Below are 23,441 nucleotides of genomic sequence, written 5' to 3'. Positions count from 1 at the left end.
CCGGCCCCGCGGCCGCCTCTCCCCCCGGGGGGCCGGGCGGGGGACTTGCGGGCGCTCTCCGCGGCCGGTCCCCGGCGTCGGCGGGACGCGGGCTCCCGACGGCCGTGGTCGTGGCCGCCGTGCTCATGGCCGCCGTATCCATGCCGCCGCTCATGCCGACACCTCGCGGCAGGCGCGGTAGAAGTCCTTCCAGCCGTCCCGTTCCCGGACGACAGTTTCCAGGTACTCCTGCCAGATGAGGCGGTCGGCGGCCGGGTCGCGGACGACCGCGCCGAGGATGCCGGCGGCCACGTCGCCGGCCCGCAGCACGCCGTCGCCGAAGTGGGCGGCGAGCGCGAGGCCGTTGGTGACGACGGAGATCGCCTCGGCGGTGGAGAGCGTGCCGGAGGGCGACTTGAGCTTGGTGCGGCCGTCCTCCGTGGTGCCGGAGCGCAGTTCGCGGAAGACGGTGACGACCCGGCGGATCTCGTCGGCGCCGCGCGGGGCGGCGGGCAGGTCGAGGCCGCGGCCGAGCTGCTCGACGCGGCGGGAGACGATCTCCACCTCGTCCTCCGCGCTGGCGGGCAGCGGCAGCACCACCGTGTTGAAGCGGCGGCGCAGCGCGCTGGACAGGTCGTTGACCCCCCGGTCGCGGTCGTTGGCGGTCGCGATCAGGTTGAAGCCGCGCACCGCCTGTGTCTCGGTGCCCAACTCCGGTATCGGCAGCGTCTTCTCGGACAAGACGGTGATCAGCGAGTCCTGTACGTCGGCCGGGATGCGGGTCAGCTCCTCGACGCGGGCGATCCGGCCCTCCGCCATCGCCCGCATGACCGGGCTGTCCACCAGCGCGGCCCGGCTCGGCCCGTTCGTCAGCAGCTGCGCGTAGTTCCAGCCGTAGCGGATCGCCTCCTCCGGTGTGCCGGCCGTGCCCTGCACCAGCAGGGTGGAGTCGCCGCTGATCGCGGCGGCCAGGTGCTCGGAGACCCAGGTCTTGGCGGTGCCGGGCACGCCGAGCAGCAGCAGCGCGCGGTCGGTGGCCAGCGTGGTGACCGCCACTTCGACGACGCGGCGCGGGCCGACGTACTTGGGCGTGATCACGGTACCGTCCGGCAGGGTGCCGCCGAGCAGGTACGTGGCGACCGCCCACGGCGACATCCGCCACCGAGCCGGACGCGGCCGGTCGTCCGCCGCGGCGAGCGCGGTGAGCTCGTCCGCGAAGGCCTCCTCCGCGTGCGGCCGCAGCGCCTGCTCGGCCGGGGCGGCCGTCGCGGCGGGCGCGGTTCGTACGGCCGGCGCCGACACGGCCACGGCACTCGTCGTTCCGGTCATGACTCTCCCCACTCGTGTGCCCGGACCCCCTCGGTCCGCGCTGGTCTCCACCATGCACCCCGCCACTGACAATCCATCACCGAGCGCTATCCGCGCAGGTCGGAGCGATTGTCAGTGGGGGGTTCTACCGTCGGGGGCATGGAGACGGAAGCACGGTGGACGGTGGATCAGGTGCTGGCGCTCGCGCCTGACGCCGCGTCACGCAAAGCGGGCGCGCGCCTCGGCGCGCCCGCGCCGTGGACCGGCACGGGGGCCGCCGGGGGCGCGCTGTGGGGGCTGTGCAAGGGCAGCGGCAGCAAGCCGTACCAGACGGCGGTGGACCTGGACGGTCCGGCCTTCCGCTGTACCTGCCCGAGCCGCAAGTTCCCCTGCAAGCACGCGCTGGGGCTGCTGCTGCTCTGGGCGGAGGGGGGCGCGGGGCCGGTCGCGGCGGCGGCCGAGCCGGACTGGGTGGAGCAGTGGACCTCGGCGCGGCGGAAGAGGACGGAGAGCGCGCAGGCGGCGCCGCCGCGGGTGGCCGGTCCCGCCGACCCGGACGCGGCCAGGCGGCGGGCCGACCGCCGGGCGGTGCGAGTCGAAGGGGGCGCCGCCGAGTTGGAGCAGCGGCTGGCCGACCTGCTGCGCGGCGGTCTCGCGGGGGCGGACCGCGGGAGCTACCGGCAGTGGGACGAGATCGCCGCCCGGATGGTGGACGCGCAGGCGCCGGGGCTGGCCGCCCGAGTGCGGGAGCTGGGAGCGGTGGCGGCCACCGGGGGCGACTGGCCGTCGCGGATGCTGGAGGAGACCGCGCTGCTGCACCTGCTGGCCCGCGGGTTCCTCGGCCGTGAGGGGCTGCCGGGACCGCTGGCGGAGACGGTGCGGGCCCGGATCGGCTACACCGTCGACTCGGCGGAGCTGCTGGCGGGGCCCACGGTCGGCGGGCAGTGGCTGGTGCTCGCCCAGTACGACGCGGCGGACGACCGGCTCACCACCCGCCGGGTCTGGCTGTACGACGAGGGGGCGGGCCGGTTCGCGCTGCTGCTGTCCTTCGGCGCGGCCGGCCGGGCGCCCGAACTCGCGCTGCCGGTCGGCTCCCTTCTCGACGCGGAGCTGGCCTACCACCCCTCGGCGCTGCCGCTGCGCGCGGCGCTCGGCCCGCACGGGCTCTCCCCCGCGCTCCCGCACTCGGCCCCGCGCGGTACCGCGGTCGCCCCGGCGCTCGCCTCGTACGGCACCGCGCTGGCCGACGACCCCTGGCTCGACGCCTGGCCGGTGCTGCTCTCCGCCGTCGTCCCCCTCCCCGGTCCCGACCGCTGGCAGCTCGCCGACGCCGCGACCGAGGACGCCCTTCCTGTCGCGACCGCCACGCCAGCGGCCGCGCGGTGGCGGCTGGCCGCCGTCTCCGGCGGCCACCCGACCACGGTCTTCGGCGAGTTGGGTCCCACCGGCCTGCGCCCGCTGGCGGTCTGGCCCGAGGGGGCCGCCGAGCCCATACCCCTGTGACCCGTCGTCCGCGTCGTCCGTCGGCCCGCCACGGGGGCGGACCGCCGGGCGGCGCGGACGGCCCGGACGGCGGTGCCGCGCACCGCACCGCACGTACAGCCACAGCTACCGGTACGGAAGGGAAAGCGGCGTGGACATCACGTGGGACGACCTGGTGGGGAGCGCGCTGCTCGGCACCGAGCGGCGGCGCCCGGCCGGGCTGGTCGGGGACGCGGAGGAGGCCGCCGCGGGGCTGCTGGACGCGGCGGCGGGCGGAGTGCTGCGGCGCCGGGCGGGGGCGCTGCCCGGGGTCGCGGGCGCCCGCCCGGCGGCGGCCCCGGCGGACCGGCGGCCGGAGCTGCCGGAGGCGGCGCGGCGGCGGCTGTGGACACTGCTGGCGGACCGGACGGGCGACGGGGGGCGGGGCGGCCGGCGGGGGACCGCGCCGAACCTGGCGGAGCTGCTGCCGCAGTGGCTGGCGCAGGCGCGGAAGGAGGGGTACGCGGCGCCGCACGCGCTGCTGCCGGCGCTGCTCGACGCGGCGCGGTCCAGGACCGACCTGCGGCCCGACGCGCTGGCGCTGGCCGGGCCGCGGGGGCTGTGGCTGGCGGGGCTGAACCCGGAGTGGAGGTTCGCGCTGCGGGCCGGGCACGCCGGTGCGGCCGGGGGTGGCCCGGCGGACGCGGCGCGGGCGCGGCGGCTGTGGGAGGAGGGGCTGTTCGCCGAGCGGGTGGCGCTGCTGACCCGCCTGCGGCTGGCGGACCCGGCCGCCGGCCTGGAGCTGCTGGCGTCCACCTGGCGCGGCGAGCGGGCCGAGGACCGGCTGATGTTCCTGGACTCGCTGCGGACGGGCCTGTCCGCTCAGGACGAGCCTTTCCTGGAGGAGTCGCTGTCCGACCGCAGCCGGAACGTCCGGGCGACGGCGGCCGAGCTGCTGTCGGCGCTGCCCGGCTCCGCGCTGGCCGCGCGGATGGCGGCCCGCGCCCTCGGCTGTGTGTCGCCGGGGAACGGCGGGATCGTGGTGGAGGCGCCGTACGCGTGCGACGCGGCGATGGAGCGGGACGGAGTGGCCCCGAAACCGCCGAGCGGACGGGGCGAGCGGGCCTGGTGGCTGGGCCAGCTGGTGGACGCGACACCGCTGTCGGTGTGGTCGGAGCGGTTCGGGGGCCGTACGCCGGAGCAGATCGTGGCGCTGCCGGTGCCCGACGACTGGCAGTCGGACCTGCACGCCGCGTGGTGCCGGGCGGCCCTGCGGCAGCGGGACGCGGGGTGGGCGCGGGCCCTTCTGGGGCCGCCGCCCGCGGCGGCCGCCCCGCTGACGGCGGTCGGCGACCCGGCGAAGCTGCTGTCCGTCCTGCCCCCGGCGGAGCGGGCGGCCTGGGTCGCGGACTTCGTCGGGGCGCACGGGCTGTCGGAGGCGTTCCAGATGCTGGGGGTGTGCGCGGTGCCGTGGGCGCCCGCGCTGGGCCGGGCGGTGGTGGACGCGCTGGACATCGCGCGGGACGCGGGGAGCTACCCGTGGAGTTTCAGCGGGGTGATGGGGCTGGCCGAGCGCTGCCTCGACCCGGCCGCGGTCGCACAGGTCGCGGTGCTCAGCGCGGCGGCGGAGGAGCCGCCGGACGGTGCGCCGGGAGCGACGGTGTACTGGTCGGAGGCGTTCCAGCGGCTGACCGGCACGCTGCGGCTGCGCGCGGTGATGCTGGCCGAGCTCCGCCCCCGGCCGCACCCGGCGGGGCCCCCGGCCGCGGACACCGCGCACCCGGCCGGGGTTCCGGCCGCGATCCCGGGCGCCGTCCGCCCGGCGGCGGTTCCCGGCGCCGCACACCCCGCGGCCGCGGGGCCGCCCGCTCCCGACCCGGGCGCCGGGGCGCAATGAGCCGCCTGCGGGACGGAGGGGGCCCCGCAGGCTCAGACCGCGGCCTGGTGGACGTTCGCGTTGACCCACTCCACCACGGCCCCGGTCGTCGTGCCCGGAGTGAAGATGGCGGCGACGCCGAGCGCCTTGAGCGGCGGGATGTCCGCCTCCGGGATGATCCCGCCGCCGAACACCTTGATGTCCGCCGCGTCGCGCTCCTTGAGCAGCTCCAGCACCTTCGCGAAGAGCGTCATGTGCGCGCCGGAGAGGATGGACAGGCCGATCGCGTCGGCGTCCTCCTGGATCGCGGTGTCGACGACCTGCTCGGGGGTCTGGTGCAGGCCGGTGTAGATGACCTCCATACCGGCGTCCCGCAGCGCCCTGGCGATCACCTTGGCCCCGCGGTCGTGACCGTCGAGACCCGGTTTCGCCACCACCACGCGGATCGGTCCGGACACTCCCATGACTGCCTCCATGCGTACGGCTCGCCCGCCGGGGACCGGTCGCTGCGGAAGCGGACGACCAACCGCAGTGAACGAACGTTATCGCCCTCCTCGGGAAGCCGACAGTTTTACGACCGCCGGGGAGGGGGAAATCACACAGTGAGAGATCGGACCGATCGGGCCGCCCGCTCAGCCCGGCGTACGGACACACCGGACACGGGCGTACGGACCCGAGAGCTTGGCGGAGAGCCGCGGCAAGGGCGCCGCGTCACCGCGCCGGCGGTCGCCGGACGCGGCGGTGCCGTCCCCGTCCCGGTTCCCCCTGAGGGCGCCGCGGGGTCAACGCCGACCCCCCGGAGCCGCGACGGGAGGTGGGCCATGGCCGCCCAATCGTCGGAGGCCGGGCCGGGACCGGAGCCCGGTGGCAGCGGCCCGTGGCACCACGGCGCCGAACTGGCCCGGGTGACCGCCATCGACCTGGCCGTACTGGCCGGCCACATGCTGCTGTACCCGACCGGGATCCTGCCCGAACGCGTCCCGGGCCCACCGCCTTCGCCCACCGGCCAGGACGGGCCCCGCGACGCCCGCGACGCCCGCGACGCCCGGGGCGCCGAGCGCGCCCACACGGGCCGGCCCGGCAGCGCGGCCCACCGGCCCGCCGCCCCGCCGACCGGGGCCGGCGCCCGCCCGCCGGTGCTGCTGCTGCACGGCTTCGTGGACAACCGCTCGGCCTTCGCGCTGCTGCGCCGCTCGCTGCTGCGCAACGGCTGGAGCCGGGTCCAGGCCCTGAACTACTCACCGCTGACCACCGACATACGCGCCGCCGCCGAGGCGCTCGGCCCGCACGTCGAGCGGATCTGCGAACAGTCGGGCCACCGCCGGGTGGACATCGTGGCGCACAGCCTCGGCGGCCTGGTCGCCCGCTACTACGTCCAGCGCCTGGGCGGCGACGCACGGGTACGGACCCTGGTCACGCTGGGCACGCCGCACTCCGGGACCCGGGCGGTGCCGGCGCTGAGCCCGCACCCGCTGGCACGGCAGATGCGGCCGGGTTCGGCGGTACTGACCGAGCTCGCGGCGCCCGCCCAGGGGTGCCGGACCCGGTTCGTGGCCTTCTGGAGCGACCTGGACCAGCTGATGATCCCGGTGCAGGCGGCACGGCTCGACCACCCGGATCTGCGCACCCGGAACATCAGGGTCCGCGGAATAGGACATCTGTCCCTGCCGGTCCACAGCCTGGTGGCCGCGGAGATCCGCCACGCACTGGCCGGACAGGGCCCGTTGCGGGACACCGTGGACGCTGCCTAACGGATTCGTAACGGTCGAATACCAACCGAACACCGGGCAAGTCCGGCGCCGGATTTCGGCCGGAGATTGTCGCGGCCGGGTAACGACGGCTACAGTCACCGCTAATTCTCCTGCTGTCGAGGCGAAAGAGAAGCTGGCCGGTGACCGAAAGTCCCCTGTCGGGGTACTCCCCCGACTACGACGCTTACGGGTACGACGCTTATTCCACGGGCGCCTACCAGGCCGTCGGCACCGCCTTCGCCGGCACCGCCTTCGCCGACGACGCGACCGGCACCTACGGGTACATCCCGCAGCAGCCCGCGCCGCAGCACACCCAGCAGTACGAGACGTACGACCACACCCGGCAGGTCCCCTCCCAACCGCAGCAGGGTTACGGCGGCGGCTACGACACGGGGTACGCGTACACCGGCTACGACCGGACCGGCACGTACGCGGTGTACGACCCGTACGCGTACGGCGACGCGACCACCACGGGGACCGGGACCGCGAACACGTACTACGACACGGGTACGTACGACACCAGCGCGCTCTGGCAGAGCGAGCAGCCGCAGCAGCAGACCCCGTACCCGCGGGGCGACGGGGACTCCGGTGCGTACCCCGCCTACGGATACGGGTACGGCTACGACGCGAGCGGCGACACCGGGGTGTACGAACAGGTGCCGGCGCAGTACGCGCGGTCCGCGGCCCCCGAGCAGGCGCCCCCGCCCGCCCACGAGCCGGCGGCCCACCCGGCGGACGACGCGGACGACACCGCGACCGCGGTGTTCACCGGGGAGTTCGCCGCCGCACGGGACACCGGGGCGGACCGGCACGACTACGCCGCCGACGGCGACGGTTTCGGCGACGGCGAACCGGTGGCACGCAGCCGGCGGCGCAAGCCCGCCAAACGGTCCGCACTGCTGACCGTGGCGGTGCCGTCGGTCGCGGTGATGGGTGTGGCGGCGGTCGGCGCGGCGGCGGTGGCCGGGGTCGGCATGGCCCAGGAGACCCCCAAGGCCCAGGCGGACGGGCAGAACGGCACCCAGGGCCAGGCGGCGAACGCGCCCACCACCCAACTGGACCGGCAGCTCGCCGGAGTGAGCCGGGACGCGGACGACTTCGCCGACCGGGCCAGCCGGACGCAGGAGCGGATCGACCTCAAGGACCGCCAGATCGCCGCGAAGAAGGCGGCCCAGGAGGCGGCGGCCCGCAAGGAGGCGCTGCGGCCGAAGTTCCTGCTGCCGGTGAAGCAGAAGGGGCTGAGCGCGTACTTCGGGCAGGCGGGCGTCAACTGGATGGCGCTGCACACCGGCATCGACTTCCCCGTGCAGGTCGGCACCCCGGTGATGGCGGCCACCGACGGCACGGTCCGCACCCAGTGGAACAGCTCCTACGGCAACATGGCGATAGTCACGGCGCCCGACGGCACGGAGACGTGGTACTGCCACCTGAGCAGCACGAAGATCCGCTCGGGGAAGGTGAAGGCAGGCGACGTCATCGCCTTCTCCGGCAACACCGGCAACACCACCGGCCCCCACCTCCACTTCGAGGTCCGCCCCAACGGCGGCGCCCCCATCGACCCTCTCCCCTGGCTCCTCGCCCACGGTCTCGACCCGCGGTAGCGGGGTGAGGGTGCGCCCATGGGTGGGTGCCGTTGGGCGTGGGGGCCCGGTGGGGTGAGGGCGCCCGCCAAACAGCACTGCCACACCCGACCGCACTCCCTGGGGCACCGCACGTCGGCGGCTACAGCTTCTCCACCGGGGCGTACCGCAGGAGCAGTTGTTTGGGGCGGGCGTCGCCGAAGTCGATGGTGGCCTTCTCGTCACCCGGGCGGCCGGTGACCGCGAGGACGGTGCCGAGGCCGAACTGGTCGTGGGTGACGCGGTCGCCGACGGCGAGGGAGATGACCGGGCGGTCGGCGGTGGTGCGGCGGGTGGCGAAGGTGCCGGAGGCGGAGCGGGCGGAGAGCGAGGAGGACAAGGAGGCTGCGGCCTTGGAGACCGCCCCGCCGGCGGCTGCGGCCCCCGGTGAGCTTCCCGTCCGCTTCCATTGGATGAGCGTCGGCGGGATCTCGTCCAGGAACCGGGACGGCGGGTTGTAGGACGGCTGGCCCCACGCGCTGCGCATCGTCGAGCGGGTGAGGTAGAGCCGTTCGCGGGCCCGGGTGATGCCGACGTAGGCCAGCCGGCGTTCCTCTTCCAGCTCCTTGACCTGGTTCAGCGCCCGCATGTGCGGGAAGACGCCGTCCTCCATGCCGGTGAGGAACACCACCGGGAACTCCAGGCCCTTGGCGGTGTGCAGGGTCATCAGGGTGATCACGCCGCCCGATTCAGCGTCGTCGTCGGGGATCTGGTCGGAGTCGGCGACGAGCGCGACCCGTTCCAGGAACTCGGCCAGCGTGCCCGGCTCGTCCTCGCCCCGCTCCTGCTCGAACTCCAGGGCGACAGCGGCGAGTTCCTGGAGGTTCTCGACCCGGGTCTCGTCCTGCGGATCGGTGGACGCCTGCAACTCGGCCAGGTAGCCGGTGCGTTCCAGCACCGCTTCCAGGACGACGGCGGGGCCGGCGCCCGACTCGACGACGGTGCGCAGCTCGTCCATCAGGGTGGTGAACCGCTTGATCGCGTTCGCCGAGCGGGCCGCCATGCCATAGGCGTCGTCCACCCGGCGCAGTGCCTGCGGGAAGGAGATCCGCTCGCGCAGCGCCAGCGCGTCGACCATCGCCTCGGCGCGCTCGCCGATGCCGCGCTTGGGGACGTTGAGGATGCGGCGCAGCGGCACCGCGTCCTCGGGGTTGGCCAGCACCCGCAGGTACGCCAGGACGTCGCGGACCTCGCGCCGCTCGTAGAAGCGGACGCCGCCGACGACCTTGTACGGCAGGCCGACCCGGATGAAGACTTCCTCGAAGACGCGGGACTGGGCGTTGGTGCGGTAGAAGACGGCCACGTCGCCGGGCCGGGCGTCGCCGGCGTCGGTCAGCCGGTCGATCTCCTCGGCGATGTACTGCGCCTCGTCGTGTTCCTGGTCGGCCGCGTAGCCGACGATGAGCGGGCCGTCGCCGGACTCCGTCCACAGGTTCTTCGCCCGCCGGCTCGCGTTGCGCTCGATGACGGCGTTGGCGGCGGACAGGATGGTCTGGGTGGAGCGGTAGTTCTGCTCCAGCAGGATGGTGCGGGCCTGGGGGTAGTCCTCCTCGAACTGGAGGATGTTGCGGATGGTCGCGCCCCGGAAGGCGTAGATCGACTGGTCCGCGTCACCGACCACGCACAGCTCGGCGGTGTCGTCGCCGGTGCCGACCAGCTCGCGCACCAGCGTGTACTGGGCGTGGTTGGTGTCCTGGTACTCGTCGACCAGGACGTGCCGGAAGCGGCGCCGGTAGTGCTCGGCGACGTCGGGGAACGCCTGGAGCAGGTGGACGGTGGTCATGATGATGTCGTCGAAGTCCAGCGCGTTGGCCTCGCGCAGCCGGGCCTGGTAGAGCGCGTACGCCTCGGCGAGCTTCTTGTCCAGGGTGTTCTCCGCCTGCCCGGCGAAGGTCTCCTCGTCGATCAGCTCGTTCTTGAGGTTGGAGACCTTGGCGCTGAAGGACTTCGGCGGGAACTGCTTGGGGTCGAGGTCCAGGTCCCGGCAGACCAGCGCCATCAGCCGTTTGGAGTCGGCGGCGTCGTAGATCGAGAAGGACGAGGTGAAGCCGAGCACCTTGGACTCGCGGCGCAGGATGCGCACGCACGCGCTGTGGAAGGTGGAGACCCACATGGAGGTGGCGCGCGGGCCGACGAGCTGCTCGACGCGTTCCTTCATCTCGCCGGCGGCCTTGTTGGTGAAGGTGATGGCCAGCACCGAGCCGGGGTGGACGTGGCGGGCGCCGAGCAGGTACGCGATGCGGTGGGTGAGCACCCGGGTCTTGCCGGAGCCGGCGCCGGCCACGATGAGCAGCGGACCGCCGGCGTGCTCGACGGCGGCGGCCTGCTGCTCGTTGAGCCCTTCGAGGAGCTGCGCCGGGTCGGTGGCCGGGCGCGGGGCGCCGTCGCGGTAGTGGGCGTCGTGGGGCGGCGGGCCGTCGAAGCGGTCGCCGAAGAGGTCGTGCGGCACGTCCTCGGCACCCGGTCCGTCCGGTCCGTCGTCCGGCTCCGGCGGTTCTGCCGCCGGGCCGCCGGCGGGGCCGTGGACCGCTTCGAGACCGGCCAGGAAGTTGTCGTCAAAGAGGCTGCTCATCGCTTCCCGAGTCTAGGGCCTGTCGGGTGGATCTCCGCGGGTCGAGGAGCGGGGTCCGAAACGCGCGCGGGCACAGCCGGGGAGGGAGGCGGCGTGGTGTGTCGTCGACCGGCGGGAACGCGGCAGGCGCGCCGTACCGGGGCCCGCGACGCCGCGAAGACCCACCCGACGGACCCTGGGCGCCCCCGCCGACACGCACGGCCCCCTTCCCCGAGCCGCGCCCGCACGTCTCCGGCCGGGCCTGCGGCCGTCACCTCCGCGGCGGCCCGGCGGTGGCGCCGTCGCGACCCTCCGTGACGGCCGGACCGCTCGGCGCGATATGACGAAAAGGTATCGGGCCTATCGGACACGCCCCTTCCCAGCGGCCCCGCGCTTTGGCTACGGTGCCGCACCAGGCAGAGCGCCCGGAAGGAGTCCGCCCGCCATGGCGACACACCGTAAGGCCCGTACCGCGATACTCGGCTCCTCCGGCCCGCGGGCGGCCGTGGGGCTCACGACGGCGGCGCTGGCCACCGTGACGCTGCTGGCCGAGAGCGCGGGCGCCGCCCCGGCGCCCGGCAAACCCGCGCAGCCGTCCGTCGCGGCGGTGCAGGCGAAGGTGGACGCCCTGCTCCACCAGGCCGAGGTCGCCACCGAGCACTACAACGGCACCAAGGAGAAGACGGACCGGCAGAGCGCCACCGTCAACAAGCTGCTGGCCCAGGCCGCCAGGAAGACGCAGGCGCTCAACGAGTCCCGCCGGGTGCTCGGGATGTACGCCGCCGCGCAGTACCGGGACGGCGGCGACACCGCCAGCCGCTATCTGTTCTCGGCCGACCCGCAGGCGCTGCTGGACCAGGTGCACCTGACCGGTGTGATGGCCGAGCGGCAGAAGGGGGCCGTGGCGACGTTCCGGGTGCAGCAGGCCGACGCGGCCCGGCAGCGGATGGCGGCGGCCGGCAGCCTGGCCGCGCTCACCGCGCAGCAGGCGGAGCTGAAGGCGGCGAAGGCGGCCGTGCAGCGGAAGCTGGGCGCCGCGCAGCACCTGCTCAACAGCCTGACCGCGCAGGAGAAGGCACGGCTGGCGGCGCTGCGGGCCCGGCAGGAGGCCGAGGCGGAGGCGAAGGCGAAGGCGCTAGCGGCGAAGGAGGAGGCCGCGCGGGAGGCGGCGGCCGAGGCGGTCGCTACGAAGGGCGCGGACGCGCCGACGACGCCGGTGAACTCCTCGGTCGCCGAGCAGGCCATCGCCTTCGCGCACCAGCAGCTGGGCAAACCGTACGTGTGGGGGGCGACGGGACCGGACTCGTTCGACTGCTCCGGCCTGACGCAGGCGGCGTACAAGGCTGCCGGGGTGTCGCTGCCGCGGACCACCTACGACCAGGTCGACGTCGGCACCCGGGTCTCGGAGGCGAACCTCCAGCCGGGGGACCTGATCTTCTTCTACAGCGACGTCAGCCACGTCGGCCTCTACATCGGCGGCGGCGAGATGATCCACGCCCCGCACACCGGCACGGTCGTCAAGATCGCCCCGATCACCGAAATGCCGTTTTACGCCGGGGTCCGCCCGTATTGAGGTGACCGGTCGGGCCGGTCGCGACGACCGCAACCGGTAAGGTCACAAAGCGATTTCGGTCACATTGCGATCCAATCTTCCCAAGTGGTGCAGAACTTGGTTACGGTGTCCCGCTAGGCGGCCTGCTTTCCGTCGGTGAAAGTGCCGGCAGCGCGTCGCCTCCGCTCAATCCGGCCTCGGCCGGAGCCGGGGACCCACGCACCAACTGGGGTGAATCGGGACGGATACCCGCACAGGTGTCCGGACCGTAGGGCGACTTCCCGCCCGAACCCGTCAGCTAACCCGGTCGGCGGCCCATGGAAGGAGCGCCTCCTTGGCGTCGCACCGCAAGCCGCGTACCCGCATACTCGCCTCGGCCGCCCCGCGCGCCGCGGTGGGAGTGACGGCGGCGGCCCTGGCGTCCGTCACCCTGCTGAGCGAGAGCGCGAGCGCCGCCCCGGCGCCCGCCAAGCCCTCGATCAGCGAGGTCAAGAAGCAGATCGACACCCTCAACCAGCAGGCCGAGGTGGCGACGCAGCAGTACGACCAGGCCAAGGAGAAGACCGACACGCAGCGGGCCAAGGCCAACCTGCTGCTGACGCAGGTCGCGCAGAAGACCCAGAAGATGAACGAGACCCGCCGGGTGCTGGGGCAGTTCGCCACCGCCCAGTACCGCGAGGGCGGCATGGGCGCGAGCACCCAGCTGCTGCTGTCGTCCAGCCCGGAGTCGTTCCTGGAGCAGACCCACATGATGGACCGGGTCTCGGCCACCCAGGAGCAGGCACTCAAGACCTTCCAGGTCCAGCAGGAGCAGGCGAACATCCAGCGGTCCCAGGCCACCGCGAGCCTGAAGGCGCTGACCGACGCGCAGAAGAAGCTTGCCGCCCAGAAGAAGAACGTCTCGGCGAAGCTGGCCACCGCCCAGAAGCTGCTGAACAGCCTCAACGCCGAGCAGCGGGCGAAGCTGGCCGCGCTGAGCAGGCCGCCGAAGTCCACCACGTTCGCGTCGGCCTCCTCCTCGTCCTCCTCGTCCTCCTCGTCGGCGGTCAGTACCTACAGCGGCCCCGCTTCCGGGCGCGCCGCCGCGGCCCTCCAGTTCGCCCTGTCGCAGCGCGGCAAGCCGTACGTCTCCGGTGGCACCGGGCCCAACGCGTACGACTGCTCCGGCCTGACCCAGGCCGCCTACCGCGCGGCCGGCATCACCATCGGCCGCACCACCTGGGACCAGGTGACGGACGGCACGGCCGTCTCCGAGTCGGACCTGCGCCCCGGCGACCTGGTCTTCTTCTACTCCGGCATCAGCCACGTCGGCATCTACCTCGGCAACGGCGAGGTGGTGCACGCCCCGCACACCGGCGCGGTCGTGGAGATCGCCCCGATGAGCTGGATGCCGTTCGCCGCGGCCCGCCGCATCGCGTAACCGGCCCGCAGCCGTCGTCCCCGCGCCCTGCCCCGGCCGGGCCGGGGTGCCGTCACCGGGTGAGCGGGTGGCCGGCGGCCGGGTGAGCGGGGTCCGGGTGATCAGGCGGCCGTGCGGCCGGGTGACCGGGTGACCGGTCAGAGCGGATACGCATACGGGCGGGTCACCCGTCGGACACCGGTCGGTTGTGGTCGGCAACGGCCGATACCGGGCAGTCCCGGTCTATCCGGGCGGCGCGCCCCGGCCGGGGCTAGCGTCGGTCGGCGGGTGGCCGACCCTACGGCCGTCGCCTGCGCGACGGCCCGGCCGCCCCGCCGACGGTCCGGCGGCGTCTCCGTCCCCCGTGCGGACGCCGCCGGACCCCCGGCCGTTCCTCCAGGGCCGGCCGGGCCGCCCGGACGGCATCCCCGGAAGGAGTGACGGCCGCCATGGCCTCACACAGTCGCGACCCGCACTTACGCGGTACCCGGTTCTCGGTGTCCCGCGTGGCCTGCACGCTGGCCCTCGCCTCCGCCGCCTCGGTCACCCTCTTCGGGGAGCCCGCGCAGGCCGAGCGGCCCGCTCCGCAGGAGGTGCGGACCCGGGTCGAGGTGCTCTACCGCCAGGCCGAGCGGGCGACCGAGCAGTACGACGGCGCGAAGGAGCAGGCGGACGCCGCCAGGGCCGCCGTGGCCGACCTCCAGGACGAGGTGGCCCGCAAGACCGCGCGGCTCAACGTGGCCCGGGACGCGGTCGGTTCGCTGGCGGCGGCGCAGTACCGCGCCGGGTCCGTCGCCCCCTCCCTGCAACTCGCGCTGAGCACCACCCCCGGCACGTATCTCCAACGGGCCGCGACGCTGGACCGGTTGGGCTCGCGTGCGGCCGAGGCACTGGACCGGCTCAGAGCCGAGCGGCAGGACATCGCCGACACCCGGGCCCGGGCGGACGGCAGGCTCACCGCACTGCGGACCGCCCAGGACCGGCTGGCGGCCCGCAGACACGCCGTCCAGGCCGCGTTGAGCCGGGCCCGGCGGCTGCTGGACCGGCTCACCGCCGCGCAGCGGGCCGCGGTCGAGGCGTCCGACGGCGGTCAGGACCCGGCGGCCGCCGCGACCGCGGACGCCGGGCCGTCCGCCTCCCGGTTCGCCGCCCGCCCTGCGCTGGACACCGTCGCCGCGCCCTCCGCGCGGGCCGCCCAGGCCATCGCCTTCGCCTACCGCGCCATCGGCCTCCCCTACGTGTGGGGTGCCACCGGGCCCGGTTCGTACGACTGCTCCGGCCTCACGCAGGCCGCGTGGCGGGCGGCGGGCGTGGCGCTGCCCCGTACCACCTACGCCCAGATCAACGCCGGCACCCGGATCCCGCGGTCCCGGCTCCAGCCCGGCGACCTGGTGTTCTTCTACTCCGGGATCAGCCACGTCGGGCTCTACATCGGCAACGGCGAGATGATCCACGCCCCGCACCCGGGGGCCGCGGTGCGGGTCGCGCCGATCAGCGGGATGCCCTTCGCGGGCGCGACCCGGCCGGGCTGACCGCCGCGCGGGCCGCGGCGACCGGAACGGCGCGAGCGGCCCGCCGCTCGGCGCGTGCGGCCGGATCGGGCTGGCCGGAAAACGGCCGGGGCGTGACAGAGATCACCACATGAGCCGTGCCGGAAACCACATGCCACAGGGGCCGCACGGGTAACCAACGCCCAGACGGCCCTTCGCCGTTCGCCGGGAATGTTGGCAGGAATGTGCGAGGCAGCTTCCTGGCCTCCCCGCTTGAGGACAGACACCCGCCCCGGGTGATTACCTCTTCACAGAGGGCGACGCACCGCCGGGCCGGGCGGGCGGAGCCCCGGAGCTCACGCACCGAGCACCGCACAGCTCATCGCACCGAGCACGGCTCCACCCCACCCCGCACAGCTCGACTCACTCGGGAGTTCACCATGCTGGCCACGCTTCGTGTCGCCTCGTTCACCTTCGGTACATCGGCCGCCCTCGCCGCCTCGCTCGCCTGCGGAGCACTCGCGGTGACCGCGCTGGCCGACCACCACAGGGCGTGGCAGCCCGTCGGCATCCTGTCGACGACCACCGTCACCGACGCCGACGCCGATCCGGCCGCGGTGCCGGCCGACTTCGTCTGGCCCTCCGACGGGTCCGGCGGCCACGACCACGGCCGTCCGCACACCGACCGGCCCTCACACGCGCTCCGGGTGTCCCCCGCCGACTTCGTGTGGCCCTAGGCGTGTAACCCCGGCCGGCGCCGCGGGCGCGGCGCCGGCCGGGGTCCCTCAGACCCAGTCCAGGCGCGCCGCCTTCACCCCCGCCTCGAACCGGCTGGAGGCGTCGAGCCGGTCCATCAGCTCGGCCACGATCCGGCGCTCGGTCCGCACTCCGATCCCGAGCGCCCGCGACACCGCCTCGTCGGTGGCGCCCGCGGCCAGCAGTTGCAGCAACTGACGCTCCTGCGGGGTCAGTCCGGTCGCCAGTCGGGCGGCCGGCTTACCCAGCGGGGTGGCCCGCTCCCAGTACGCCTCGAACAGCGCCAGCATCGCCTGGACGACGGGCGGGCTGTGCAGGACCAGCGCGGTCGGCTGGTCGCGGGTCGGCAGCCCGGCCACCACCACTGCCGAGCCGTCCACGATCAGCAGCCGCATCGGCAGCGTCGGCGAGGTACGGATTTCGCTGCCCCGGTCCGCCATCCATTTGGCATACTCCCGGGTCGTGCGGTCCTTGGCGATGCTGTCCAGGTAAAGGGTGCGGAAGCGTACCCCGCGTTCCAGCGCCCGTTCATTGAGTGGACGGCCGGCTTCGATGGATTCCTCGGTGAGGGCGGTGTCCGGGTGAAATGCGAGCGACTCCTGGGTGCAGCCCACCGCGAGGGATTCCAGCCGGGCCCGGATCTCGTCGATGCCGACGACTTCCTCCGACTGGTCGAGCGCGCCGGCCCTGCCCTGGGCGGTGTACTCGGCGGCGAGCGAGGCCAGCGCGGCCCGGCTCTGCTCGATCCGGCGCTGCCGCTCGGCGAGTTCCTGTTGCTCACGCTGCAAAAGGACGCCGAGACCGACATCGGGCCTGACCGCCCGCAGCCGGCCGGGCTCCTCCCACGAGGGCGCCAGTAGCGACAGTTCGGTCAGCCGCTGCACGGCGGCGGCGACCTGCGGCTCCGGCAGGTTCATGAGCTTGGCGACCGTCCTGGGGTCCGTCTCATGATGCAGAAGTACCGCCCGATAGACGGCGAGCGTCTCCTGATCCAGATCCATGTCGTCGGACAAGGAACGATCACCCCTCCAAGCTCACTGGCACCACCCGGCATTGCATGGTTCAGCGCACAAACGTTGAGGAGTTTATCTGCCGTAGTTGGCTCAATGACCTCGTCATTCGACCTCTTTCGCCCCACTGGGCTCAACAAGCGACCGCACTCTCACAAACTCCTGGAAACGGAGCCGTTGTGTCCGCCATCGACCCGACAACCGCAGCACTGCCCCCGTCGCCTCCCCCGCCGCGCGTCGCCCTGGTGGTGGACGGCGCGGGCGGCCCCGGCCGCATCGTCAGCACTTGGCTCGCCACCGCGGGCTCGGCCGTCGCGGTGACCGTCGCGGGCAGTGGGAGCGGGCGGGCCGCCTTCCTCAGCAAGGAACTCATCGACCAGGGCCACACCGCCCTTCCCTACTGCGTCGATCTGGACGACCCCGGCGCGCTGCGCCGGCTCATCGCCGACATCGAGGGCGATCTCGGGCCGGTCGACTTACTGGTCTATATGGTCCACACCGTCCGGCCGGTTCTGCCGCCGGCTCTCGACCAGCACGTGGTGGCCGGTCTGGCCGCCGCCGGCCGGCCCGCGCACGTCGTGGCGGTCACCACCGCCGACTCGGCCCTGCTGGGCACCGGACCGGTACGGGTCACGGTCATCGCACCGGCGGCCGACGACCAGGCGGTAGCGGCGGCCGTACTCGCCGTCGCGCTGCTGCCCGAGGATCGCTGAACCATGCCGAACGCCGTTTCCGCTAGGAGGAGTTCATGACCACCGAAGTGGCACCCCCGGGGGCAACCGGTGCGGCGGCGCGCGGCCCGGCCGCGGGCGCCGCGACCGGGCCGGCCGGCGGCTCCGCGACCCGCCGTGCCGCCGGTCCGGTGGGCGGATCGGCCACGGGGTCGGTCGTGCGGCCGGTCGTCGGCCGGGACCGGGACATCGCCGAGTTGCTGGCGCTGCTCGGCGAACCCGGCATCCGGGGCGTGCAGTTGCACGGCGGTCCGGGCATCGGCAAGTCCCGGCTGGCGGAGGCCGCGGCCGCGCAGGTACGCGGCCGGGTGCTCAACTGGCTGCCCATGGCCCGCATGGACCCCGTACAGGCCCTCATCCGGCAGCTCGCGGGCGGCCCGGCCGACCGGCCCGAGGACGTACCCGAGCCGCTGGACCTGCTGGTACTGGACGGGCTGGACGCTCTCGGGCCCGAGGGCCTGCGGGAGTTGCTCGACGCGGCGCTGCGCTACGCGGCCCGGGTGCTGCTCACCGTCCGGTACCCGGTGGCGGTACCGGGGCTGCGGGAGTTCCGGGTGGCCGCCCTTCCCGTGCCGCTGGACTGCAGCGCGCTGGATCTGGCCGGACTCGCCGGTGTTCCCTCGGTCCGGCTCTTCACCGAGCGGCTCCGCGAACTGCACCCCGGTTTCCTCCTCGACGACGCCAACCAGCATCTGGTGGCCCGGATCTGCGCCGGGCTGCGCGGGGTGCCCGGCGCTTTGTGCCGCGCCGCGCGGGTCGCGGCGACGGAGGGCCTGGAGGTCTTCGCGACGGCCGTGGACGAGAACGCGCCCCTCCCGCTCACCGACCTGGCGGCACTGATCGACTCCTACGGGGACGCCGGCCCGGATTCCCCCGTCACCGTCGCGGACCTGCCGCCGGACGCCCTCCGACTGCTCTGCCTGGCCCGGGTGTTCACCGGAGGGTTCGGCGCGGAGGCGCTGCGCGCGCTGACCGGCCCGGACGGCTCCGCACCCGGCGGCGGGTACGGACACCCCGGGCCCGAGAGCGGCGGGCCCGAGGTCCCCGGCCCCAAGGGCGGAGCCGGTACCGGTGGTTCAGGCCGCCGCGAGCGCCCCGGCGGCGACGGCGCCCACAGCACCCAGGGCACCGACAGGCCCCGCCGCATCGGCTACCGCGCCCTGGAGCCGCTGCGCGCCCGCCACCTGCTGGCGGTCTCGCCGCTGCCGTCCGGCACCCTGGACGGCCTCGCCCGGGTCCGGATGCACCTGCCGCCCGCCGCCCTGGCGGCCACCCGCGCGGTGCTGCCCGACCTCACCCGGGCCCGGCAGGCCCACGCCCGCTACTACGCGGAGCTGGCCGGGGCCGCTGCCCGCCGGATCCGCGGCGGCGACCAGCACGGCGGGATCGCCGCCTTCCACGCGGAGGAGCCCAACATCGGCGCCGCCCTCAGCACCCTGCTGGCCGCGGGCGACCACCGGCAGGCCGTCCAACTCGTCGAGAGCGCCTGCCACTTCTGGCGAGCCACCGGCGCGCCCTTCGTCTGGGCGGAACAGCTGGCCGCGGCGGACGGGCAGGACCCGGACGACCCGGCGGCCGCCAGGGCCGCGCTGATCCGGGCCGAGGCGCGGGCCCGTTCCGGCGAACCGGAGGCCGCCCGGCTGCAGATGGCCCGCGCCGAGCGCGCCGCCACGGCCGACCCGGCGGTCGCCGCGCGGCTGCTGCACCTCCGGGCGCTGATCGAACCGCCCGGCCGGCTCGGGGCCGCCGTCGGCCTGTTGCGGCAGTCCGTGGCACGCTGGCGGGAGGCGGGCGACCAGCACGCCGCCGCCCACGTCCTGCTCGACCTGGCCGCCGCGCATTTCCACGCCGGCGACCGGGAGGCGGCCGTGCGGCCGGCCCAGAAGGTGGTGGCCGACGCGGTGTCGCGCGGCGACGTCCTCAACAGCGGTACCGCGCTGCTCCAGTTGAGCGCGTACGCGGCCGGGTCCGGCCCCGAGGCGGAGGAGTACTTCCACCGTGCGATGGCCGGCCTGCGCGGGCTGGGCGCGGCCGCGGTCCTCGGTTCCTTCGTCCGGGTGGTGGCCTCCCCGATGCGGCCCGGCGCCTCGGCCCGCGCGCTGAGCACGGTACGGCTGCTGGGCGGCTTCCACGCCTCCCGGGAGGACATGCTGGGCACGGCGGCCGTACCGGACTTCGCGGTGAGCCGGCTCGAACAGCGGCTGCGGCGGCTGCTCGGCGACCACGACTTCACCCAGGCGCTGCGGGAGGGCGCGGCGACCCCGCTGTACGACCAGATCACCCGGGCCGGCGGCGGCCAGGACGCCGTACCGCCGCCGGTCGCGCTCGCGCCGCACCACCCGCGGACAACGTACGCGACCGGCACGGCAACCGGCCGGCCCGACCCCGCGACCACGTCCTTCGGGGGTGTCCTGACCGCCCGCCAGTCCGAGGTCTGCGAGCTCGTCGCCGAGGGCATGAGCAACAAGCAGATCGCGCACCGCCTCCAGATCTCCGAGTGGACCGTCGTCAACCACATGCGCGAGATCATGCGCAAGCTCGACTGCACCTCCCGGGTCGGCGTCGCCGGCCGGGTCCTCAGCCTCCGCCCGGCGTGACCCCGCCCTGGCCACGTGCCCGCGATCCCCGCCGCTCCCGGGGACCGCGGGCACGACGGCCGGCAGCGCGACGCCTGCGCCGGCCAGGCTCCCCAAAACACCCCGGCGAGCCGCAACACCCCTACGGCCACAACGCGTCGTCCACCGCGCACCCGCACCCCGCCCACCGCACCTCCGCACCCCGCCACCGGCGCACCGCCCACCCGCCACCCCCGCCGCGCACGCGGTCCGTGCCCGACGGAGCGGGCGCGGACGTCACGTACCACCTGCTGCGGTTCGACGGCACGGCTCCCAGCGACGTCCCGCTGACCGGGATCCCGGCGGACGCGCAGCCGCAGAGCGTCGTCGCGACCGCCGAAACCGCCGCGCCCGGCAGGCTGCTGCTGGAGTACGCGGTGCCGGACCCGGTGATCCAGCAGACGCTGCGGCTCAGCGCGGTGGACCCGGTCTCGGGCGCGGTGCGGTTCTCGGTGCCGTTCGCGACCGGCCTCGGCGTGCATGTGCCGGTGCTGCGCAACACCGAGACCTTCGGCTACCTGTACCTCGGGACCGCCCACCTCTTCCCGCTGGCCGACCCGACGGCGCCGGAGCGGCTGCTCGGGCTGCCGCACCCGTCGACCGTCACCTACCAGGGGGCGCTGACGGACGACGCGCTGGTGGGCGTACGCAAGGACGCGGCCTGGAACAACGGGCAGCAGGATCCGCTGTACTCGGTCCCGCTCTCCGGCGGCACCGGCTCGCCCACCCTCCCCGACGCCACCACCCTGCTGCCGGACGCCTCGGGCGTGGCCCCCACCGCCGACGGCGGTTTCCGCGCGGAGGGCGGCGCGGACGCGGACCACTGGGACACCTACCGGTTCGGACCGGACGGCGGCGAGCCGGCCGACCTGCACCGCAACGTGCCCAACCGGCCGGTCCGCTACGGGATGTCGTACGCCCGCGGCCGGCTCACCTTCCTCGAAGGCGTGGACGGCGCCGCCGGCTTCACCCACGCCCTGTACGTCGAGGACCTCGGTCCCGGCGCCGTCCCGCAGCCGACGCTGCCGCCGGTGAAGACGTGCTGGACGGTCGACCCGGTCAACCGGTGCGCGCCGACCGCCCGTTGCGCGGAGCTCGCGCCGGTCGACGGGTCCGCCCGGATCACGTACCTCACCACCGCGGCGGACGGCAGGGACTACCTCACCGACCTGGACCCGTACACCGCCGACGACGTGGAACTCGACTCGGCCGGCGGCCGGATCGTGGACGCGGCGAACGGCTACGTGATCTACGACAGCGGTTCCAGCGGCCTGCAGTACGTACTGCACCCCGGCTACGACGGCCCCGCGCCCGCGACACCGCGGCCGATCAGCGGCGCCGGCCTGTGGGACAACCGGCTGTGGACCGCGGCGAGCACCACGGGCGAGATCGACGGCAAGGCGCTGACCGGCGGATCCCCGACGCTCAGCGTGATGACCGGCGCCCCCTGCGTGCCGCAGGACGTCCAGGCGGACGTCTCCCTGCTGTACTGGTCGTGCGGTCCCGACGGCCCCGCCGGGGTGTTCGACACCGGCACGCGGAAGCAGGTCCCGGTGCCGGCCGGCCCGGCGCTGCTCGGCGACGGTTTCCTGGTGCGCCACCCGGGCGGCGAACTCCAGGTCACCGACGCCCGTACCGGCGCCACCGGCACGGTCGCGGCGCTGCCCGCCGACCCGGCGCTGCCCGACACCGGGCGGGGTGTCAGCTGGACCGTCGACAAGTACCGCGGCCAGATCGCCTACACCACGGCCGACGCGGTCACCCACCTGATCTCCTCGGGCGTCGCGCCGAGCCGGCTGACGGTCAGCACCTCCTACGCCGGCACCGGCTTCTCCGTCCGCGACTCCGGCCAGTGGCAGGGCGGTTGGCAGCTGTCCGGGCCGGGCGCCGCGCTCGGCGTCACCTTCCGCGACACCGACGGAAGGGTGGTGCGGACGGTGGCCGACGGCCCGCGGCCGACCGCGTACTCGGCGTACTGGGACGGCAGGGACGCCGCGGGGCACTACGTCACCGACGGCACCTACACCTGGACCGCGGTCGTCACCCCGGCCGACGGCTCCGACCCGGTCACCCTCACCGGCTCGATCCGGGTCTCCGGATCCGCGCCCGTCCGCCGCGACTTCGGCTCCCAGGGCGGTGGCCAGGACAACACCGGCGACCTGCTGACACTCGGCTCCAACGGCGGGCTGAGCATCCACTACGGCACGGGCGGCGGTACGTTCGCGGGCAGTTCGGGCTACATTGGGTGGAACCTGAGCACGCTCTTCGTACCGGTCGGCGACTCGGACAACAACGGCTGCAACGACCTGTTCGTCCGGCTCCCCTCCGGCGAGGCGCGGATCTACCACGCCGGGTCCTGGCCGTCGTGCACCGGGTTCCCGCCCGCCTCGGCGGACTTCACCCGGCTGGGCACCGGCTGGCAGTCCTTCGACGCGGTCACCTCTCCCGGCGACCTCACCGGCGACGGCTTCCCCGACGTCCTCGCCCACGACGCGGCCACCGGCGAGTTGTGGCTCCACCCCGGCAACGGCACCGGCGGCGCCGGCCCGCGCACCCTGCTGGCCGCCGGCTGGCCCGCCTACAGGCAGCTGGTCGGAGCCGGCGACCTCAACCGCGACGGCCACCCGGACCTGCTCGCCCTGGACTCCGCCAACACCCTGTGGCGGTACGACGGTACGGCGGCCGGCACCCTCGCCCCCCGGGTCCGGCTCCTGACCAACTGGGCGAACGGCGCCTACGACCTCGTCGTCGGCGTCGGCGACATCACCGGCGACGGCGTCCCCGACGTGGTCGAGCGCGACACCGACGGCAACCTCTGGCGCAACAACGGCGACGGCGCCGGCGCACTCGGCGCCCGCGCCCGGATCGCCACCGGGTACGGCGGCTACGTGGCCGTCGTCTGACCCGCCCGCTACGCCGCCGTCCCCCCGCCGAGGTCACAGTTCGGGGTAACCCGGGCAGGAGCAGGGGAAGGCGGCGTAGTGTCGGCTGTCGTTCGGAGCGGGAAGCGGACCGGCGGGAGGTCGCGGATGCAGGCCCTGACGGCAGGTTGGGGAGGGTGGGTGGCGGCTTACGAGCAGCACTGCAAGGCGCTGCCGGGGCCCACCCACACGGTGTGTCCGAACTGCGGGGCGGACGAGCTGCGGCTGCTGTTCACCGGTCGGGTGGAGCGCAGGACCGGGTACGCGGCGTTCTGGTGCGACCGCTGCCTGGTGGGAATCCACCTGGGGCGGTGCGCGGTGCCGGCGGGCGTGCCGATGGAGTCGCTGGACACGCCGGTGGCGGAGCGGGCCGTGAAGGTGCCCAACTACACGATGCTGTGGCCGGACGAGGAGGAGTGAGC

Annotated in this window: 16 protein-coding genes and 1 riboswitch; of the genes, 12 read left to right on the top strand and 4 right to left on the bottom strand. The window is 74.6% G+C overall.

Going from position 1 to position 23,441, the window contains the following annotated elements; translation table 11 throughout:
* Positions 1-150: 150 nt before the first annotated feature.
* Complete coding sequence (locus tag RLT57_RS18755; RefSeq protein ID WP_311298547.1) at positions 151-1,308, bottom strand: ATP-binding protein; 1,158 nt, start codon at positions 1,306-1,308, stop codon at positions 151-153.
* 138 nt (positions 1,309-1,446) lie between these two features.
* Here RLT57_RS18755 and RLT57_RS18750 point away from each other — a divergent pair, with 138 nt between their 5' ends.
* Together RLT57_RS18750 and RLT57_RS18745 are read left to right on the top strand one after the other, a co-directional pair.
* Positions 1,447-2,790 (top strand): SWIM zinc finger family protein, encoded by a 1,344-nt coding sequence (locus tag RLT57_RS18750; protein WP_311298546.1) that lies wholly within the window; start codon positions 1,447-1,449, stop codon positions 2,788-2,790.
* Between the two features lie 130 nt (positions 2,791-2,920).
* Complete coding sequence (locus RLT57_RS18745) at positions 2,921-4,645, top strand: DUF5691 domain-containing protein (RefSeq protein WP_311298545.1); 1,725 nt, start codon at positions 2,921-2,923, stop codon at positions 4,643-4,645.
* A gap of 32 nt (positions 4,646-4,677) precedes the next feature.
* Here the strand turns inward: RLT57_RS18745 and RLT57_RS18740 are convergent, their stop codons facing one another.
* Positions 4,678-5,088 carry a cobalamin B12-binding domain-containing protein gene (locus RLT57_RS18740; RefSeq protein ID WP_311298544.1) on the bottom strand — a complete coding sequence of 137 codons (411 nt, stop codon included), beginning with the start codon at positions 5,086-5,088 and terminating at the stop codon, positions 4,678-4,680.
* A gap of 357 nt (positions 5,089-5,445) precedes the next feature.
* Here RLT57_RS18740 and RLT57_RS18735 point away from each other — a divergent pair, with 357 nt between their 5' ends.
* Both RLT57_RS18735 and RLT57_RS18730 read left to right on the top strand, forming a co-directional pair.
* Positions 5,446-6,375 carry an esterase/lipase family protein gene (locus tag RLT57_RS18735; RefSeq protein ID WP_311298543.1) on the top strand — a complete coding sequence of 310 codons (930 nt, stop codon included), beginning with the start codon at positions 5,446-5,448 and terminating at the stop codon, positions 6,373-6,375.
* Between the two features lie 140 nt (positions 6,376-6,515).
* Complete coding sequence (locus tag RLT57_RS18730) at positions 6,516-7,976, top strand: M23 family metallopeptidase (protein ID WP_311298542.1); 1,461 nt, start codon at positions 6,516-6,518, stop codon at positions 7,974-7,976.
* Between the two features lie 121 nt (positions 7,977-8,097).
* Here the strand turns inward: RLT57_RS18730 and pcrA are convergent, their stop codons facing one another.
* Positions 8,098-10,566 (bottom strand): DNA helicase PcrA, encoded by a 2,469-nt coding sequence (pcrA, locus tag RLT57_RS18725; RefSeq protein WP_311298541.1) that lies wholly within the window; start codon positions 10,564-10,566, stop codon positions 8,098-8,100.
* A gap of 424 nt (positions 10,567-10,990) precedes the next feature.
* On the opposite strand from pcrA, the gene RLT57_RS18720 reads away from it, so the two are divergent.
* The 4 genes from RLT57_RS18720 (at position 10,991) to RLT57_RS18705 (ending at position 15,723) form a co-directional block, all read left to right on the top strand.
* Positions 10,991-12,118 carry an NlpC/P60 family protein gene (locus tag RLT57_RS18720; protein WP_311298540.1) on the top strand — a complete coding sequence of 376 codons (1,128 nt, stop codon included), beginning with the start codon at positions 10,991-10,993 and terminating at the stop codon, positions 12,116-12,118.
* 152 nt (positions 12,119-12,270) lie between these two features.
* Positions 12,271-12,426, top strand: a riboswitch (cyclic di-AMP (ydaO/yuaA leader).
* Between the two features lie 5 nt (positions 12,427-12,431).
* A complete protein-coding gene (locus RLT57_RS18715) occupies positions 12,432-13,517 on the top strand; it encodes a C40 family peptidase (protein ID WP_311298539.1) in 1,086 nt (361 codons plus the stop codon).
* Between the two features lie 428 nt (positions 13,518-13,945).
* Entirely contained in the window at positions 13,946-15,028 is a 1,083-nt protein-coding gene (locus RLT57_RS18710) for a C40 family peptidase (protein WP_311298538.1), read from the top strand.
* 398 nt (positions 15,029-15,426) lie between these two features.
* A complete protein-coding gene (locus RLT57_RS18705; protein ID WP_311298537.1) occupies positions 15,427-15,723 on the top strand; it encodes a hypothetical protein in 297 nt (98 codons plus the stop codon).
* Between the two features lie 48 nt (positions 15,724-15,771).
* Here RLT57_RS18705 and RLT57_RS18700 read toward each other — a convergent pair whose 3' ends face one another.
* A complete protein-coding gene (locus tag RLT57_RS18700) occupies positions 15,772-16,755 on the bottom strand; it encodes a LuxR C-terminal-related transcriptional regulator (RefSeq protein WP_311298536.1) in 984 nt (327 codons plus the stop codon).
* 176 nt (positions 16,756-16,931) lie between these two features.
* Between RLT57_RS18700 and RLT57_RS18695 the strand changes: the two genes are divergently transcribed.
* From RLT57_RS18695 to RLT57_RS18680, 4 genes are all read left to right on the top strand, one after another.
* Positions 16,932-17,465, top strand: coding sequence for an SDR family NAD(P)-dependent oxidoreductase (locus tag RLT57_RS18695; protein WP_311298535.1), 534 nt, complete (start codon positions 16,932-16,934; stop codon positions 17,463-17,465).
* Positions 17,466-17,500: 35 nt separating this feature from the next.
* Positions 17,501-20,080, top strand: a complete 2,580-nt coding sequence (locus tag RLT57_RS18690; protein WP_311298534.1) for a LuxR family transcriptional regulator — start codon at positions 17,501-17,503, stop codon at positions 20,078-20,080.
* 230 nt (positions 20,081-20,310) lie between these two features.
* Positions 20,311-23,001, top strand: a complete 2,691-nt coding sequence (locus RLT57_RS18685; protein WP_311298533.1) for an FG-GAP-like repeat-containing protein — start codon at positions 20,311-20,313, stop codon at positions 22,999-23,001.
* A gap of 159 nt (positions 23,002-23,160) precedes the next feature.
* Positions 23,161-23,439: a hypothetical protein gene (locus tag RLT57_RS18680; protein WP_311298532.1), complete on the top strand. Its 279-nt coding sequence runs from the start codon at positions 23,161-23,163 to the stop codon at positions 23,437-23,439.
* Positions 23,440-23,441 lie beyond the last annotated feature (2 nt).

The sequence above is a fragment of the Streptomyces sp. ITFR-21 genome, from assembly GCF_031844685.1.
In the GTDB taxonomy this organism is placed as follows: Bacteria; Actinomycetota; Actinomycetes; order Streptomycetales; family Streptomycetaceae; genus Actinacidiphila.
The sequence above is the reverse complement of the archived record's forward strand: the minus strand, read 5'-3'. Positions and strand labels throughout refer to the sequence as shown.

What these genes read in the sequence shown, in the direction of transcription:
- RLT57_RS18755 (WP_311298547.1), bottom strand. Translation starts at nt 1,308, where the DNA reads ATGACCGGAACGACGAGTGCCGTGGCCGTGTCGGCGCCGGCCGTACGA.
- RLT57_RS18750 (WP_311298546.1), top strand. Translation starts at nt 1,447, where the DNA reads ATGGAGACGGAAGCACGGTGGACGGTGGATCAGGTGCTGGCGCTCGCG.
- RLT57_RS18740 (WP_311298544.1), bottom strand. Translation starts at nt 5,088, where the DNA reads ATGGGAGTGTCCGGACCGATCCGCGTGGTGGTGGCGAAACCGGGTCTC.
- RLT57_RS18735 (WP_311298543.1), top strand. Translation starts at nt 5,446, where the DNA reads ATGGCCGCCCAATCGTCGGAGGCCGGGCCGGGACCGGAGCCCGGTGGC.
- pcrA (WP_311298541.1), bottom strand. Translation starts at nt 10,566, where the DNA reads ATGAGCAGCCTCTTTGACGACAACTTCCTGGCCGGTCTCGAAGCGGTC.
- RLT57_RS18720 (WP_311298540.1), top strand. Translation starts at nt 10,991, where the DNA reads ATGGCGACACACCGTAAGGCCCGTACCGCGATACTCGGCTCCTCCGGC.
- RLT57_RS18710 (WP_311298538.1), top strand. Translation starts at nt 13,946, where the DNA reads ATGGCCTCACACAGTCGCGACCCGCACTTACGCGGTACCCGGTTCTCG.
- RLT57_RS18705 (WP_311298537.1), top strand. Translation starts at nt 15,427, where the DNA reads ATGCTGGCCACGCTTCGTGTCGCCTCGTTCACCTTCGGTACATCGGCC.
- RLT57_RS18690 (WP_311298534.1), top strand. Translation starts at nt 17,501, where the DNA reads ATGACCACCGAAGTGGCACCCCCGGGGGCAACCGGTGCGGCGGCGCGC.